Source organism: Stenotrophomonas sp. ESTM1D_MKCIP4_1, assembly GCF_003086895.1.
Classification (GTDB): domain Bacteria; phylum Pseudomonadota; class Gammaproteobacteria; order Xanthomonadales; family Xanthomonadaceae; genus Stenotrophomonas.
Genome location: NZ_CP026004.1, coordinates 1,845,536 through 1,861,502, shown reverse-complemented (window position 1 = coordinate 1,861,502; position 15,967 = coordinate 1,845,536). Strand labels below are relative to the sequence as shown.

At 61.4% G+C, this 15,967-nt stretch carries 14 protein-coding genes; 5 read left to right on the top strand and 9 right to left on the bottom strand.

Annotated elements, in window-relative coordinates; genetic code table 11:
- Positions 1 to 5 precede the first annotated feature (5 nt).
- Positions 6 to 749 carry an SDR family oxidoreductase gene (locus tag C1924_RS08630; RefSeq protein ID WP_108764915.1) on the bottom strand — a complete coding sequence of 248 codons (744 nt, stop codon included), beginning with the start codon at positions 747 to 749 and terminating at the stop codon, positions 6 to 8.
- A 133-nt stretch (positions 750 to 882) separates the two neighbouring features.
- Between C1924_RS08630 and C1924_RS08625 the strand changes: the two genes are divergently transcribed.
- The 4 genes from C1924_RS08625 to C1924_RS08610 all read left to right on the top strand — a co-directional run bounded on the left by C1924_RS08625 (position 883) and on the right by C1924_RS08610 (position 4,307).
- Positions 883 to 1,770 carry an AraC family transcriptional regulator gene (locus C1924_RS08625; protein ID WP_108764914.1) on the top strand — a complete coding sequence of 296 codons (888 nt, stop codon included), beginning with the start codon at positions 883 to 885 and terminating at the stop codon, positions 1,768 to 1,770.
- 152 nt (positions 1,771 to 1,922) lie between these two features.
- Complete coding sequence (locus C1924_RS08620) at positions 1,923 to 2,999, top strand: Shedu immune nuclease family protein (protein WP_108764913.1); 1,077 nt, start codon at positions 1,923 to 1,925, stop codon at positions 2,997 to 2,999.
- Between the two features lie 560 nt (positions 3,000 to 3,559).
- The gene (locus C1924_RS08615) at positions 3,560 to 3,919 is read left to right on the top strand and encodes a hypothetical protein (RefSeq protein ID WP_108764912.1); all 360 of its coding nucleotides are present in this window, start codon (positions 3,560 to 3,562) and stop codon (positions 3,917 to 3,919) included.
- A gap of 46 nt (positions 3,920 to 3,965) precedes the next feature.
- A complete protein-coding gene (locus tag C1924_RS08610) occupies positions 3,966 to 4,307 on the top strand; it encodes a hypothetical protein (protein WP_108764911.1) in 342 nt (113 codons plus the stop codon).
- Between the two features lie 54 nt (positions 4,308 to 4,361).
- Here the strand turns inward: C1924_RS08610 and C1924_RS08605 are convergent, their stop codons facing one another.
- Entirely contained in the window at positions 4,362 to 5,144 is a 783-nt protein-coding gene (locus C1924_RS08605; RefSeq protein WP_108764910.1) for a 3-hydroxybutyrate dehydrogenase, read from the bottom strand.
- 75 nt (positions 5,145 to 5,219) lie between these two features.
- Positions 5,220 to 5,531: a hypothetical protein gene (locus tag C1924_RS08600; protein WP_108764909.1), complete on the bottom strand. Its 312-nt coding sequence runs from the start codon at positions 5,529 to 5,531 to the stop codon at positions 5,220 to 5,222.
- A 401-nt stretch (positions 5,532 to 5,932) separates the two neighbouring features.
- Here C1924_RS08600 and C1924_RS20285 point away from each other — a divergent pair, with 401 nt between their 5' ends.
- Positions 5,933 to 6,811 carry a Swt1 family HEPN domain-containing protein gene (locus tag C1924_RS20285; protein ID WP_159094770.1) on the top strand — a complete coding sequence of 293 codons (879 nt, stop codon included), beginning with the start codon at positions 5,933 to 5,935 and terminating at the stop codon, positions 6,809 to 6,811.
- Positions 6,812 to 7,080: 269 nt separating this feature from the next.
- On the opposite strand, the gene C1924_RS08595 is transcribed toward C1924_RS20285, so the two are convergent.
- The 6 genes from C1924_RS08595 to C1924_RS08570 form a co-directional block, all read right to left on the bottom strand.
- On the bottom strand, positions 7,081 to 8,589 hold the full coding sequence (locus C1924_RS08595; protein WP_216821582.1) for a class I SAM-dependent methyltransferase: 1,509 nt from the start codon (positions 8,587 to 8,589) through the stop codon (positions 7,081 to 7,083).
- The gene (locus tag C1924_RS08590) at positions 8,586 to 9,245 is read right to left on the bottom strand and encodes a restriction endonuclease (RefSeq protein ID WP_108764908.1); all 660 of its coding nucleotides are present in this window, start codon (positions 9,243 to 9,245) and stop codon (positions 8,586 to 8,588) included. The genes C1924_RS08595 and C1924_RS08590 overlap by 4 nt, the downstream gene beginning before the upstream one ends.
- Before the next feature lie 199 nt (positions 9,246 to 9,444).
- Positions 9,445 to 11,010 (bottom strand): glutamine-hydrolyzing GMP synthase, encoded by a 1,566-nt coding sequence (gene guaA, locus C1924_RS08585; protein ID WP_054171531.1) that lies wholly within the window; start codon positions 11,008 to 11,010, stop codon positions 9,445 to 9,447.
- A 102-nt stretch (positions 11,011 to 11,112) separates the two neighbouring features.
- Positions 11,113 to 12,570 carry an IMP dehydrogenase gene (guaB, locus tag C1924_RS08580; protein ID WP_079225191.1) on the bottom strand — a complete coding sequence of 486 codons (1,458 nt, stop codon included), beginning with the start codon at positions 12,568 to 12,570 and terminating at the stop codon, positions 11,113 to 11,115.
- Between the two features lie 268 nt (positions 12,571 to 12,838).
- Complete coding sequence (folD, locus tag C1924_RS08575) at positions 12,839 to 13,714, bottom strand: bifunctional methylenetetrahydrofolate dehydrogenase/methenyltetrahydrofolate cyclohydrolase FolD (protein ID WP_108764907.1); 876 nt, start codon at positions 13,712 to 13,714, stop codon at positions 12,839 to 12,841.
- A gap of 273 nt (positions 13,715 to 13,987) precedes the next feature.
- On the bottom strand, positions 13,988 to 15,823 hold the full coding sequence (locus tag C1924_RS08570; protein ID WP_108764906.1) for a monovalent cation:proton antiporter-2 (CPA2) family protein: 1,836 nt from the start codon (positions 15,821 to 15,823) through the stop codon (positions 13,988 to 13,990).
- Positions 15,824 to 15,967: the final 144 nt, after the last annotated feature.

Sequence of the window (15,967 nt, the reverse complement as noted above, 5' to 3'; positions counted from 1 at the left end):
CGTGGTCAGATGACATAGCCGCCAGACACGTCCACGCTCTGCGCCGTCACCCAGCCGCTGTCCGCGCCCAGCAGCGCTGCAATCACCTTGGCCACCTCGTCCGGCTCGCCTACCCGGCCCAGCGCCGTCTGCGCCGACAGTGCCGTCTCGAAGGCCGCGTCCAGGCCGCCGCCCAGTTCGGTCCGGATCGGCCCGGGCGAAACGGAATTCACCCGGATGCCCTGCGGACCAAACTCCTTGGCCATGTAGCGCGTCAGCACCTCCAGCCCGCCCTTGAACGCCGCATACGGCGCTACGCCGGCGGTGGCCACCCGCGTGGTGGCGCTGGTCACGTTCACGATGGACGCCTGCGGGCCCAGCAACGGCAGCAACGTCTGGGTCAGGAAGAACGGGCCTTTCAGGTGCACGTTGAACAGGCCATCGAACTGCGCCTCGCTTACCGTGGCGATGGGGTTGAACAGACCATGCCCGGCGTTGTTCACCAACCCGGTCAGCTGCCCGTTCGGCCATGCCGATGCCAGCGTGCGCTCCACCTCCGCGCGGAACTCCCCAAACGTGTGTACCTGGCCGACATCCAGCGGCAACGCCACCGCCAGGCCGCCTTCATCGGCAATCTGCCGCACCACCGCCTGGGCAGCAGCAGCCTGCGTCTGATAGGTAAGGATGACGCCGTGGCCACGGCGCGCACAGGCCAACGCCGTGCTGGCGCCAATGCCACGGCTGCCGCCGGTGATAAGGGTGATGGACATGGGGATTCCGTGTTGAGGACAGGCCCTCACGATAGGCAGCCGGGCCCCGGCCAGCTGCCCGGATCCTCGCCCATTCCTGCCCAATCCTGCTTTACCGCTTGCACCGGCCCGGTGCGCAGCGTCCAATGCGGCCATGGAAAGCCTGCTTGAAGAACTACGCGCACTGACCGCGCATGCCCAGAACCGCCGCACCGAAACCGGCATTCCACGGGTGTCCATGGTGCAGGGCGCCGTGCCCGAACATGAGTTGGCGGCGGTGTACGAGCCGATGATCAACCTCATCCTGCAGGGCAGCAAGTCGATGACCGTCGGCGAGCAGACCCTGCACTACGACCCGGCCACGTACTTTGTGATGTCCATCGATCTGCCCGCGGCGGGCGTCGTGCGCAGCAGTCCCAGCGGTGCACCCTACCTGGCCGTCGCACTCAGCCTGGACCCGATGCTGCTGGCCAGCCTGTTGAACGACCTCCCCGAAGCTGCGCCCGCCCCGCAGGCAAGAGGGTTTTCCGTTGCCTCGGTCACCCCGCAACTGCTGGATGCGTGGCTGCGCCTGCTGCGCCTCATGCAGCACCCGGCCGACATCGCCGCGCTGGCCCCCGCCTACGAACGTGAAATCCTGTACCGCGTGCTGCAGGGCCCCATGGGCTGGATGCTGCGCGATATCGCCAGCCCGGACAGCGCCCTGGCGCGCGTCAACCAGGCCATCCAGGCCATCCGCCGCGATTACGCCCGCCGCTGGCGCGTGGAAGATCTGGCTGCGGATGCGGCCATGAGCGTTTCCGCCTTCCACCGCCACTTCAAGGCGGTCACCTCGCTCAGCCCGGTGCAATACCAGAAGCAGGTGCGCCTGCTGCAGGCACGCACGCACCTGCTGGCCTCCGGTTGCAGTGTCATCCGCGCCGCTCACACCGTGGGCTATGAAAGCCCTACCCAGTTCAGCCGCGAGTATGCGCGCGCGTTTGGCCACCCACCGGCCAAGGATGTCGCACGGATCCAGCAACGCAGCCGCAGCAGCCGGTGATTGCATCCACGTTCGAGTAGCGCCGGGTGATGCCCGGCGAATGCAGCGGCCGCTGTCCGCACCATCGCGCCCCTGTAGGGCTTTCCTGATTGCCACCGCGCAGAACGACACCTAACGTCTGCGCGCCCGCAGAAAAGGAACCCGATGGCCGCATGAAGATCATAGACACGGTACTGAGCTACGCCCGCGATTACCCGCCCACCGCGAATGGCATGTGCCGCCTTCGCGTTTTCGCCACGGAAGGCGGCACGGGCGTGCTCATCACCGACCTGGGCGACTCCAACGATGGCCCTTCAGTAACCAATGCCATCAAGACCGTCATCACCCGTATTGAAGAGGGCGGCCTGGCCCTCGGCGCGCAGGTCTACATCGAACATTACGAAAAGGACGATGCATCCGGCGATACCTTCGACCAGGTGCGTATTGCCCCTGGCATCACTTGGCAGCCCATATGCAAGGATGACGCCATCGCACTGCTGGGCTGCGACCCGGACGAACTTCTGGATCGCACCAGCAACAATCCGCGCATCCTCGGCGCCGCCGAAAAGCTGCGCCTGTCCAGGCGTCCCTTCGATGGCTCGCCCTGGCCGGAAGATGCCCGCATCACCAAGCGGAAGCTGGATATTGCCGACCGCATGATCACCGCCGCATCGGTGCGGGCGCTGGTGGAGGCCGGCAGCGGCGAACGCGAGCTGCAGCGCCTGCTCAAGCAGGATCTGTCCATCATGGCCGAAGGGCTGAGCGCGCCGGCTGGCGAATACATCTGTTTTTCAGAGCTGCCCATTGGCGATGGCTATGTGGATTTCGCGGTATTTACCGGGCGCTCGCGCATGGACGTCATCCTCATCGAGGTGAAAGGCGCTGAGTTCAATCTGGTCAACAGCAACCACTACCAGGCGTTCAACCACAAGGTGCAGCAGGCGGCTGGCCAGCTGCGTGACCGCGCTGCGTACTGCTACCGCAACCCGGACCGTGTGCCGTGCGAGCTGCACCGCATCCGGGCGGAGGCCGAGCGTGGCAGCCCGTTGTACAACGCGTTTCTGGGTCCGGTGGGGCCGCTGCAGGTGGACCCGGACAAGGACATCAACATCCGTTCGATCGTCATCGGCGGGCGCACCCGCGACGATCTGCCGGAAAGCCGCAAGCGCCACGAGTACGAACTGCAGACCACGCCGCGCGTGCGGGTCGAATCGTGGGATACGTGGCTGCGTCGGCTGCAGCGGGCGTGATGGTGCCATGGCACTGTCGCATCTGGCACGTTCGTGTGGCTGGATGCGAGGTTTTTTGGGTTAGTCGCGCTTTTCGTGGGAATGGTTCATGCAACGCTTCGCAAGCGGGAAGCGTCACGTGTTGTGTGGGTTGTCGGGTTGCTTGCGTCATTTGATGTCGATGTAGACCGCTCGGTGGCGCTTTCGCGTCTTGTGTTGTCGTTCTTGCCATTGGGCAGACATGCGACACTTTTTGCAGTGCTGACGATTCCTACGAAGCTTTCCGATTTTTCTCATTGAATCGAAAGTGCAGCCGTACACAACATGGCGCGCCACCGGAAAAGGGTGGCCGGGTCTGCAAACCCGCGTTGCAAATGTGCTTGTTGTATGCGTTTGCCCGCCGGCACCGTCCTGAAGCGGTGCCGGCGGGCAATCCGTCGGCCTCTATGGCGGGCGGTGCGTGGGGGTTTTCGGACCCACCGGCTAATGGCACATTGGCATCCCGGTTTGCAGCCACGTACCGTCCGCCACCCGTCTTTCGCACGGGGGCGCTGTTAAGTACAGCTACGGAAGCCGACACCATGACGAATCGCAAGGGCCCGCCCTTCCCCGCCCAAGATCCCATCAACGACGACGACGACAACCCCGTCTCCGAACTGAGCACCTTCCAGGGCTGCCTCAGGCGCATCCGAGACGGCGAAGGGTCTGACGGCATGCTCTGGCCGGAAGAACGCCTCACCGAAGGCCGCCGCCAATCCCTCGCCCGCATCGACCGCGCCGCCGTAGGCATTCTCACCGCAGTGGAAATGCTGCACGCGGCCAGCCGCTGCCAAGCCGTGGCGTCGCCAGAACGGCATCTGGATGAAGGCGTGGTGGAAGGGTTGTTCTTCACCTGCAGGGAATTGGCCGAGCTGGTGTGCAGGGAAGTCAGGCCTGCCTGACAAACCGCGCCCGCCACGCTTTCGACGCTCTGAATGGATATCTGCCATGTCCCTGCCCCCTCCCCCCATCCCTTCCAAACTGCGTGACACGCTCAAGGACTATCCTGAGCACATCGAGGAGCTGCAGAAGGCGCTCGATTCTGTGAAAGACAGACGAATAAGGTCCTTCCCTGCCTTTCACTATGCGGCGTGGAAGCTGGAAGACTGTCTGGCCGACTTTATTGCTGAAGCACGCGCCGAGGTCGCAACGGCCGCAGCATCCGGCGATCCCAACGCGATTGAGCGTGCGAAGGAGAAGGAAACGCTGATGACATACGCGCGATCCTCCTGCACCGGTCTGGCCAGCCTCAGCGAGCTACGCGCATACTTTGCTGCAAACAAGGGCTGAGCTGATGGCCGCCAGAGCACCATCCGCTGATCCCACAACTCCGGCACGCCTCGGTTAGCGTGCCGTCCAACCACCATCCATCGGAAGCGCCGTGCCCGTCACCTGGGCGGCGGCTTCCGATGCCAGAAACGCCACCATGTCGCCCAGCTGCTCCGGCGTCACGAACTGCAGCGAGGGCTGCTTCTCAGCCAGCAGCTCCCGCGCGGCGGATTCCTGGTCGGTTCCTTCCCGCTCCGCCAGCGCGGTGATCTGCTGTTCGACCAGCGGCGTCCGCACCCAGCCGGGGCAGATGGCGTTGGCGGTGATGCCCGTGCCCGCGTTCTCCAGCGCGGTCACCTTGGTAAACCCGACCACGCCATGTTTGGCCGCCACATAGGCCGACTTGTTCACCGAGCCCACCAGCCCGTGTACCGATGCGATGTTGATGATGCGGCCGAACCCCTGCTGCTTCATGTGGGGCAAGGCCGCTGCCGTTGCGTGGAACACCGCTGATAGGTTCAGCGCCAGGATCGCGTCCCACTTCTCGACGGGGAACTCCTCTATGGACGCGGTGTACTGGATGCCCGCGTTGTTCACCAGGATGTCGATACGGCCCATGGTGGCCACGGTCCGGGCGATCATTTCGCGTACTGCTTCGCCACGGGAAAGGTCGGCACCGTCGTGCGCTACCCGTACACCGAACTCAGTCTCCAGGTTGGAACGGATGTGTTCGATGTCCTGCGCATCCCCAAAGCCATTGAGCACGATATCGGCCCCCTGCCGCGCCAGTGCCGTGGCGATGCCAAGACCGATACCGCTGGTGGAGCCGGTGACTACCGCGACTTTGCCAGTGTACATGGGCGAGCTTCCGTAGGGGGGAAGCCCAGTGTAGATCCACGCCATGCGTGGATGCTCTGCCTGCGTCGGCCGAAGCTAGAACCGGACGCCCGCCCGGTCAGCGGTCGCGAGCGGATTGGCCTTCCGCACCACCTCAATGAAGAGCAGGAAGTCTCGGTTGAACAAGGTCAGGTTGTTGGTGAACGTGACGCACCTGCGACCCGCTGCCCTGCTGAAGCACACCTGCCAGACGTAGCGCCCGTAGATGACATCGGAGGTTCGTGTGACTGAGGTGATCTGCGAGAGCGGAACCGCCGTGAGCGCAGGCCCCCGCCGCATGTAGAAGGCTGTTGTGTCGAAGAAGTAGTGCTCCCGATCCTCTTTCCCATCGACCATCACCAAGGTCATGGATGTACCGGAAATCCGGCGAGGGGCATTCACACTCAACCCTGAACCCAACGCGGAACGCACGCTCGGCGCCCCTCGCCGATGGATGAACCAAATCGTCAGCAACGGAAGCGCAGCGGACACAACAACGGCGGTGGTTTTCAGAACGACTATCAGAGTGCTTGGCAGACATATCTCCTGGACCAACGTTCAGCATCGGCGAATACCCGCTCGCAGGATCCGGTTGAACTCCGGCACGCCGAATGTAAGCTACATGAATGGCGTCTCGACATGAGCTGCCATGATCGCTCACACTGCCGGTTAACGGCCGATAGCGCTGGGAATTCTTCAGTACACCCTTAAAGACAACATGTCACCATCAAAAATTTATTGACCAAAACTCACAAGGCCACAGGTCAGAAATGAAAATTAATGACGACGAATTTTTTGAGGCCAGCGGCGCAAGCGCTGCACTACGACAAGTTGAGAATAGCTTACGGGACGCCATTCAATTCACACTTCGCTCCACGCTAGGCGAGAGCTGGATAGAATCCAGCGGGGTGACTCTTGACCGGCTTGAGAATTGGAAATTCCGTGCGGCTCAGGAGGCGAAAAAGAGAGGCGGGGTCGATCCCCGCCTTATCTACTACGCGGATTTTTACGACCTATCAACAATTATCAAAAAGAACTGGGAAAAAGGAATTTCAACGATATTTCCCAATCTTCGCGAGCTAGAGTGCCTACTAAAAATACTCGGAGACCTGCGCAACCCAGATGCACATCGTAGAGATTTCATGCCGCACGAAATACATCTGGCGATAGGAATCTCAGGAAAAATTCGCTCGGAAATCACGAGGCATTTTAGCAAAATGGAAACTAGCGAATCATATTATCCGCGAATTGAAATGGCTCAAGATAACCTTGGGAATAACTACTCATTAGGGGGCGGAAAGTCAATCGAGACCCAATCAAAACTACGCCCAGGCGACAGACTCGAATTCAAAATTGTCGGAAGTGATCCGCAAGGCCAGTCCGTCGAGTATTTAGTCTATCCCAATTCAATAAGCACGGTAAATGACATTCGAACAAGGGGGGCTCAATGGAACAGCCACGGAAACTTCTCATTCGATATTACTGAGGAATATGTGGGAAATTCGTTTTGGTTTGTCGCAGCTACGCGCAGTGGCCGAGCGCACCACGCCGAGAGAGAACATCTTATCGGACCTATTGACGACAAGGTAATGTTCAAATACGAAGTGTTGCCACCACGCGATGCATTTTCTGCACCTCCAGAAGATTAGGGTAGATTTCTATTTTCACAGGCCAGAGCCTCGCTTCTGGCCCTGCTGAGCCGTTGGCACAAGCTGTGGCAAGAAGTCCCAGACCGCCCGAAAGGCCTGGCAGCCGCAAGGCCTATCTCGGCTACCCAGTTGATCGCCTCGACCTTGAACTCATCCGTGCACTGCTTGCTTGCCATGCGCACCCCTCTCGCTACGAATATAGATACGAGCGTCGATTGTGGCTTCAGATTGTTTACGAATTCGCAGTAGGTTAACTTTAACGCTAATGTTCAGTTCTGTTCACACCGGGAGGTGGTTACCTTTACAGTGCTCAGCAAACATCCACTCTCGCCAGAACGGTCCGCGTCAACAGGCTCGCCACCAACCCTAGACCAGTCGAACTTGTTCAGCAGCGAAGATTTGATTGGGCGCTTCTCATCCCAAAAAATCATGGACTGCAGAACCGCCAAGCCTTCCGAGCTCGTAATTTGGGTTATTGCCTGGCGCGCGTCCAGTTCATTCTCGAACGAGACGTAGTAGACCGTGTCGTCGAACATGATTGGCCGCCCATCCAGAGGACCGAGTAGTCGAAAATTCAGCTTCTTGTAGAGTCCGCAGATCGCAATTCGCCATGGCCGAAAAGCATAATCACCGATACCAAATATAGAAAATCTATGACCCTTGGCGTAAATTGAACTTCCACGATTATCAAGCACCTCAGAGTGCCGCTTGAGATATCTCCACGTAAGCGGCGCATCCTCGCGGATATGACTGGTGTCTTCGCCAGTTCGCGTCTGCGTTACAAGCACATACTTGTCCCGCCAAGAACGGCTGGAGCCGATATCCGAACCCTTCATGAGCGGATAGAGGTATTTGGGCTCAATGTCCACCACCTCACCGTAGCCATTTATAAGACCAGCGTCGCTTCTAGTAAGCTCCATCACTGATGACGCATCGTGCTTGACGCCTGAACGCCACTTCTGCGGACTATCCCCAATCAGAGCCTCAAGGCGATCAAAATTATCCAGATCACTTATCATCATGCCTTTTCGATGTCCGACTTTCGCAGACTGCCTGGCATCGATGGATGGAAAAACTTCGTACTCCAAGCTGGCGGAAGACACTTCGCCCGAAAATCGGATAACCAGCAGGGAGGCATCCACAGCAGCGCCAAAATGCTTCTTTGCATCGATGCTGTACATCGCCGCCAGGTCAACACCCAGCCCGATATTCTCTACATAATTTATCACTTTTCTTGCAGTGGCGGTCTTCAATAGCATCGCCAGGTCGTACCTGCGGTCATGTAACGAGCGTATCAGCGCGAGCATCATCCACTCGGATATATCAAAGTTCGCCTTTCCAGTAATTGCGTCAAATCCCTTGTAACCAAGAAAATTTGACTTCCTGGGAAGGTTTCCACCACCTATCGCACCCAAAGCTGCACTGGTAACCCATGGCAAGTTCCCAAGAATCAGAAGAGATCCTTTGCACGACCTTTCAATTTCCAATGACCAGTCAACGTCAAAGAAGTTGGCGTGATTCAGGTGGACCGGCTCTTCGTCCAAGGATAAGCGCGCACGGAGGAGATCCAGATATTCCTCATTGATCTCGTACCCATGAATACTGGCCGCCGGAAATTCACTTCTGGCAGCCTGCACAAATGCGCCCACTCCACACGTAGGCTCAAGAACGGAGCCAGGTGAAATGCCGATATCTTGCAACACCCTGCATACCTGAGCAGCCAAACTGCCGGGCGTCTGAAAATCACCAAACTCAATCTTTTTTTTACTTTGGCTCATTTTGTTTTGTAGACAGAATAGACACCATCAACAGTACCCGCCTTTTCAATTGCACGCTTGTACTGAAGCCTCCACTGCAAAGCCGGAGAAATTGTAAGATAGCCCTGCTTTGGAGGCGAAGAAAGAATCTCTTCAGAAAGAAGCATCAAATGATTGTAATCATCAGTGAGGGATCGAGTCTGCATGAAAGAGGCAAGTTCCTCCACGTTTCCATCATTCCTTAAGATCTCGAGCAATCCACTCGTCATCGTAAAATCTGCAGTCTGATCAGCCTCAACGAAAATGGTATCCATGATTGTCAGAGTCGACGTCTCACTCTTGGCGTCGTCAGATTTCGAGTAAACGAAAACGATCAATCCGTACCCCAAACCGTAAACTTTCTGCCTGATTGACCGGAATGGGCATGAAGACTGAGGCTGCTTGATACTCGTTACTTTGATATCGATACCCAGCGATGGGATATCCAAGCCACTCGCCGCGTTGCCGCGCGCAAAGACATAGCCCTTGGCTAGCAAATATCCAATGAACTTCGCTTCCAGGTATGTACCAACCGCCTTGCCATCAGTCACACCATACAGTGAATGTTCTTGATGGCTGCTCTCCATACTTGAGAAATCATGAGCTTCATTTCTCAAAAGCTCGGCGGTAAGTTCCATGGCAGTGCCTCTGTTTGATTTTTGAGCCTTTGATTCTCGCTGATGCTTGATCGAAGGGGAAGCTCTCAGCCCGTAAGACAATGCAGCCGGAGACGCCCCTAAGGGCAGTACGCCGCAGCCAATTGAAAGATTGCGCGACGACGCCTCGTCAATTGCGCCATAAAACTAGGGCGCCTTTCGGCGCCCCAGTCCTATCAACTCATTCCCACTCAATGGTCGCCGGCGGCTTCCCCGAGATGTCATAAACAACCCGCGACACCCCCCGCAACTCATTGATGATCCGGTTGCTCACCGTCCCCAGGAACTCATACGGCAGATGCGCCCAATGCGCGGTCATGAAATCAATCGTCTCAACCGCCCGCAGCGCAATCACCCACTCATAAGCCCGCGCGTCGCCCACCACGCCCACCGACTTCACCGGCAGGAACACCGCAAACGCCTGGCTGGTCTTGTCGTACAGATCTGCCTTGCGCAGCTCATCAATGAAGATGGCATCGGCCTTGGCCAGCAGTTCGGCGTATTCGCGCTTCACTTCGCCCAGGATACGCACGCCCAGGCCCGGGCCCGGGAACGGATGGCGGTAGACCATGGTGCGCGGCAGGCCGAGTTCGACGCCCAAGCGGCGCACTTCGTCCTTGAACAGCTCGCGCAGCGGCTCCACCAGGCCCAGCTTCATGTGTTCCGGCAGGCCGCCCACGTTGTGGTGGCTCTTGATCACATGCGCCTTGCCGGTCTTGCTGCCGGCCGACTCGATGACGTCCGGGTAGATGGTGCCCTGCGCCAGCCACTTGGCGTTCTTCAGCTTGTTCGACTCTTCGTCGAAGATCTCGACGAACAGATTGCCGATGATTTTGCGCTTGGCTTCCGGGTCACTCACGCCTTCCAGCGCGCTGAAGTAACGGTCGGCGGCATTCACGCGCACCACCTTCACGCCCATGTGCTCGGCAAACATCGCCATCACCTGGTCGCCTTCCTGCCAGCGCAGCAGGCCGGTATCCACGAACACGCAGGTCAGCTTCTCGCCGATGGCCTTGTGCAGCAGCGCGGCCACGACGGACGAATCGACGCCGCCGGACAGGCCCAGGATCACTTCGTCATCACCCACCTGTTCGCGCACACGGGCGATCTGGTCGTCGATGATGTTGGCGGCGGTCCACAGGGTCTGGCAGCCGCACACATCCACCACGAAGCGGCGCAGCAGCGCCTGGCCCTGCAGGGTGTGGGTCACTTCCGGGTGGAACTGCACGCCGTACCAGCGCTTTTCTTCGTTGGCCATGGCGGCCACCGGAATGCGGTCGGTGGTGGCGGTGATGGTGAAGCCCGGCGGTGCGACGGAGACGTGGTCGCCGTGGCTCATCCAGACATTCAGCTTCGGCTCGCCGCCGTGGTCGCTCAGGCCCTTGAACAGTGCATCGGGGTTGATGACGTTCACTTCGGCGTGGCCGAATTCGCGCTGGTCCGCCGCTTCGGTGGCACCGCCCAGCTGGGCCGCCAGGGTCTGCATGCCGTAGCAGATGCCAAAGATCGGCAGGCCGCTGTCGAACACTTCCTGCGGTGCGGCCGGGGCGCCCGGCAGCGTGGTCGATTCCGGGCCACCGGACAGGATGATGCCCTTGGCGCCAAACGCCGCGATCTCGGCCGGGTTGTGGTCCCAGGCCCAGATTTCGCAGTAGACGCCCAGCTCGCGGATGCGGCGGGCGATCAGCTGCGTGTACTGCGCGCCGAAATCGAGGATCAGGATCTTGTCGTTATGGATGTTGGTCATGGCGCCCTGGCAATGCAGTAGGGAAAACGAAATCAAATGTGGCGGCAGATGGAAAAAGAGGAACGGGAATCAGCTTCCTCGTTCCTCTTTGCCCGGCCCGCATCAGGCGCGGTAGTTCGGCGGTTCCTTGGTGATCGTCACGTCGTGGACGTGGCTCTCACGCTGGCCGGCGCCGCTGATCTTCACGAACTTGGGCTTGGTGCGCATGTCGTCGATGGTGGCGCAGCCCACGTAGCCCATGGTGGCGCGCAGGCCGCCCATCAGCTGGTGGATGATGCCGCCCACCGGGCCGCGGTACGGCACGCGGCCTTCGATGCCTTCCGGCACCAGCTTGTCGGCGGTGGCGGCGTCCTGGAAGTAGCGGTCCTTGGACCCCTTTTCCATGGCGGCCAGCGAGCCCATGCCACGGTAGCTCTTGTACGAGCGGCCCTGGTACAGCTCGGTTTCGCCCGGCGATTCTTCGGTACCGGCCAGCAGGCCGCCGACCATGATGGTCGAAGCACCGGCGGCCAGCGCCTTGCCGATGTCGCCCGAGTAGCGGATGCCGCCGTCGGCGATCAGCGGGATGCGGTCCTGCAGCGCTTCGGCCACCAGGTCGATGGCGGTGACCTGCGGCACGCCGACACCAGCGACGACGCGCGTGGTGCAGATCGAGCCCGGGCCGATGCCGACCTTGACGGCGTCCGCGCCGCTGTCCAGCAGCGCCAGTGCGGCTTCGCCGGTGCAGATGTTGCCACCGATGACCTGCACGTTCGGGAAGTTCTTCTTCACCCAGGCCACGCGGTCCAGCACGCCCTGCGAGTGGCCATGCGCGGTATCGACCACGATGACGTCCACGCCGGCAGCAACCAGTGCTTCCACGCGGCGATCGGTATCGCCACCCACGCCTACGGCAGCGCCGACCAGCAGGCGGGTCGACAGATCCTTGGCGGCGTTGGGGAAGTCGGTGTTCTTCTGGATGTCCTTGACGGTGATCAGGCCACGCAGGGCGAAATCATCATTGACCACCAGCACCTTTTCGATGCGGTTGCGGTGCAGCAGCTGCAGCACTTCATCGCTGGCGGCGCCTTCCTTCACCGTGACCAGGCGATCCTTCTTGGTCATGATGTGGCGGACCGGATCGTCCAGCTCGGTTTCAAAGCGCATATCGCGGTGGGTGACGATACCGGCCAGCAGGCCGTCGCTGCCCACCACCGGCACGCCGGAGATGTTGTGCGCCTGGGTCAGGGCCAGCACGTCGCGGATGGTGGTTTCCGGGCCGACGGTGATCGGGTCGCGGATGACGCCGGCCTCGAACTTCTTGACCTTGGCCACTTCCGCGGCCTGCTGTTCCAGGCTGAGATTCTTGTGGATGATGCCCATTCCGCCGAGCTGGGCCATGGCGATGGCCAGGCGGGCTTCGGTGACGGTATCCATGGCCGCAGACAGGATCGGAAGCTTGAGCTTCAGGTCGCGAGTCAACCGCGTTTCGAGGTTGACGTCCTTGGGCAGGATGGTCGAATGGGCGGGGACGAGCGAGACGTCGTCGTAAGTGAGTGCTTCAGCCTGGATGCGCAGCATCGGCATACCCGAGATGTGGGGAAGCGCGACATTTTACCCCTTTTTCACGGCCCGTGGGAGGGGGTGCATGCGACGCAGTGTCGCGCGGGCGGCGCCTTTGGTAGATGCCAACCTTGGTTGGCACCCCCAATCGGCGCCGCTACCCCCGGACGGGCCAATGACAGCCCCGTGCCAACCAAGGTTGGCACCTACCAAGAGCGGGTCATGCGGGCCGACACCGCCCCGGTAGCGCCGGGCCACGCCCGGCGAGCGCAGCGGCGCGGTTGAATCAGGACGCTTCCGCCGCTTCCAGCGTGTTCTGCATCAGCGTGGCCACGGTCATCGGGCCCACGCCACCCGGCACAGGAGTAATCCAGCTCGCCCGCTCGGCAGCCGCTTCAAACCCGACATCGCCCACCAGGCGGCCGTCGTCCAGGCGGTTGATGCCGACGTCGATGACCACCGCGCCCGGCTTCACCCACTCGCCCGGCACGATGCCCGGGCGGCCCACGGCCACCACCAGGATGTCGGCGTTGCGCACGGCCTGTTCGAGCACGTCCTTGGGGGTGAACTTGTGGCAGCTGGTGACGGTGCAGCCGGCGATCAGCAGTTCCAGGCCCATCGGCCGGCCGACGTGGTTGCTGACGCCCACGATGGTGGCGTTGCGGCCGCGCACGGGCTGGTCGGTGTGGCCCAGCAGCGTGGTGATGCCGCGCGGGGTGCACGGGCGCAGGCCGAATTCACGCAGGGCCAGGTGGCCGACGTTTTCCGGATGGAAGCCATCGACATCCTTGCGCGGGTCGATGCGCTGGATGAGGCGGCGCGCATCAGGGATGCCCGGCAGCGGCAGCTGGATGAGGATGCCGTTGATCTTGGGGTCGGCGTTGAGCTGGTCGATCAGATCAAGCAGTTCGGCCTCGGTGGTACCGGCCGGCAGATCGTAATCGTAGGCTTCGATGCCCACCTTTTCGGCCGCGCGGCGCTTGTTGCGCACGTACACGGTCGAGGCCGGATCGCCGCCCACCAGCACCACAGCCAGGCCGGGGCGGCTGCCACCGGCAGCCACACGCGCATCGACGCGCACCTTCAGGCTGTCGAGCAGGTCCTCGGCAATACGGCGGCCATCGAGGATGCGGGCAGGAAGCTGGGGGGCGGAGTCAGTCATCGAGTGCAGGGCGGGCGTGGGCGGGGACGCTATTGTCCCTGATTCAGGCCCCCTCGCCCACCGGCGCATGCCCGGTAGTGCCGGCCGCTGGCCGGCAACCTCATGAACCCCGGACGCATCGCGCATCTGCCGGCCAGCGGCCGGCACTACCAAAGGGGCGACCCGGCTGGGGTCGGATCCCTTTGCCACAGGCAAAGGGCTCTGACCCCACAGGGCCGATCCGACAACGGGGTCAGAGCCCTTTCCGCTGGAAAGGCATCTGACCCCTTGCGGTTATTCCTCTTCTTCTTCCGGCACCTGGTCCGCATTCAACGTGCGGGCCTTGCGCTTGGGCGCGGTGAACGGGGTCGGGGTGGGCACGCCCGGCAGGGCGCTGCCAAACACCATGTGCGCGCCGGCACGCAGGCTGCCTCCGGCCATTTCCAGCTCGAACCGCTCGGCATCGCGCTCGCGGATCTGCTGTGCAATCTCCTGCGCGTCCTCTTCTTCCGCACCCAGTTCCATCAGGGCGGCCTGGCCGAACAGCAGGGCCGATTCAAACGTTTCGCGGATCTGGAAGTCCACACCCGCATGAATCAGGCGCAGCGAATGTTCGCGGTCGAACGAGCGCACCAGCAACTTGGCCTGCGGGAATTCATGCACCACCAGTTCCACGATGCGATCGGCATCCTCGGCATTGTTCACGCACACGGCAATCGCACGCGCGGTACCGGCGCCGGACGCATGCAGCACATCCAGACGGGTGCCATCGCCGTAATAGATCTTGAAACCAAAGCGCTCGGCGTTATGGATCATCTCCACATCGTTGTCGATGATGGTGACGTCCACGTCGCGGGCCAGCAGCGACTGGCTGGCCACCTGGCCGAAGCGGCCAAAGCCGATCATCAGCACGCTGCCGGACAGGCCATCGGCCGCGTCCACGCCTTCCAGGCTCACCTCGGGCTTGGGCGCCACGCGCTTGTAGACCAGCACCACCAGCGGGGTCAGCGCCATCGACAGCACGACCACGGCGGTGAAGTTGGCATTGATGTCCATGTTGATGACGCCGGCACTGGCGGCGGCGGAGAACAGCACGAAGGCGAATTCACCGCCCTGCGCCATCAGCACGCCACGGTCCATCGCCTGTGCGTGGTCGCTGCCCATCACGCGGGCCACGACGTAGATGCACAGCGCCTTGGCCGCCATCAGCGCCAGCACCAGACCGACGATCATCTGCCAGTTGCCGGCCACCACGCCCAGGTCCAGCGCCATGCCCACGCTGAGGAAGAACAGGCCGAGCAGGATGCCGCGGAACGGTTCGATGTCCGCTTCGATCTGGTGACGGAACGTGGATTCGCTCAGCAGCACGCCGGCCAGGAACGCGCCCATCGCCATCGACAGGCCAGACAGCTGCATCAGCAGCGCCGCACCCAGCACCACCAGCAGCGCGGCAGCGGTCATCACTTCGCGTGCTTTCGATTCGGCAAGCAGGCGGAACAGCGGATTGAGCAGGAAGCGGCCGACCAGCACCAGGCCGACAATGGCGCCCACGCCGATGGCCACCGACAGCCAGCGCGAGCCTTCGCCATCGGCGCTGCCGGCGCTCGGCGCCATCCAGGCCACCAGGGCCAGCAGCGGCACGATCAAGAGGTCTTCAAACAGCAGGATGGAGACGATCTTCTGCCCCGACGGCAGCGCGATGTCACCGCGCTCGGCCAGCAGCTGCATCACCACCGCGGTGGAGGTGAGCACGAAGCCAGTGGCGCCGATGAAAGCGACCTGCCACGGCAGGCCGAACAGTTTGGCGATGCTGGTGAGCACCAGTGCACAGGTGGCGATCTGCAGCGTACCCAGCCCAAAGATCTCTTTGCGCAGGCTCCACAGATGCGAGGGCCGCATTTCCAGGCCGATGACGAACAGGAACATCACCACGCCCAGTTCGGCCGTATGCAGGATGGCCTGTGGGTCGGAGAACCAGCCCAGCCCGAACGGTCCGATCGCCAGGCCCGCGGCGAAGTAGCCAAGTACCGAACCCAGGCCAAGCCTGCGGAACAGGGGCACCATCACCACTGCCGCGCCCAACAGGGCGACGACCTTGACCAGCTCGCTGGTCGCTGCTTCTACCGCCATGCGGTGTTTCCCCGAAAACCGAAATCGGCCTCAACGATAGAGCATGTTTTCTGACGGCAATAGCATCGACGTTGCGTTTACTTGTGCCGAAAATGGAACGATGACGGGATTGATACCCGTCAGCGTTCCGAAATCACCGAAGTT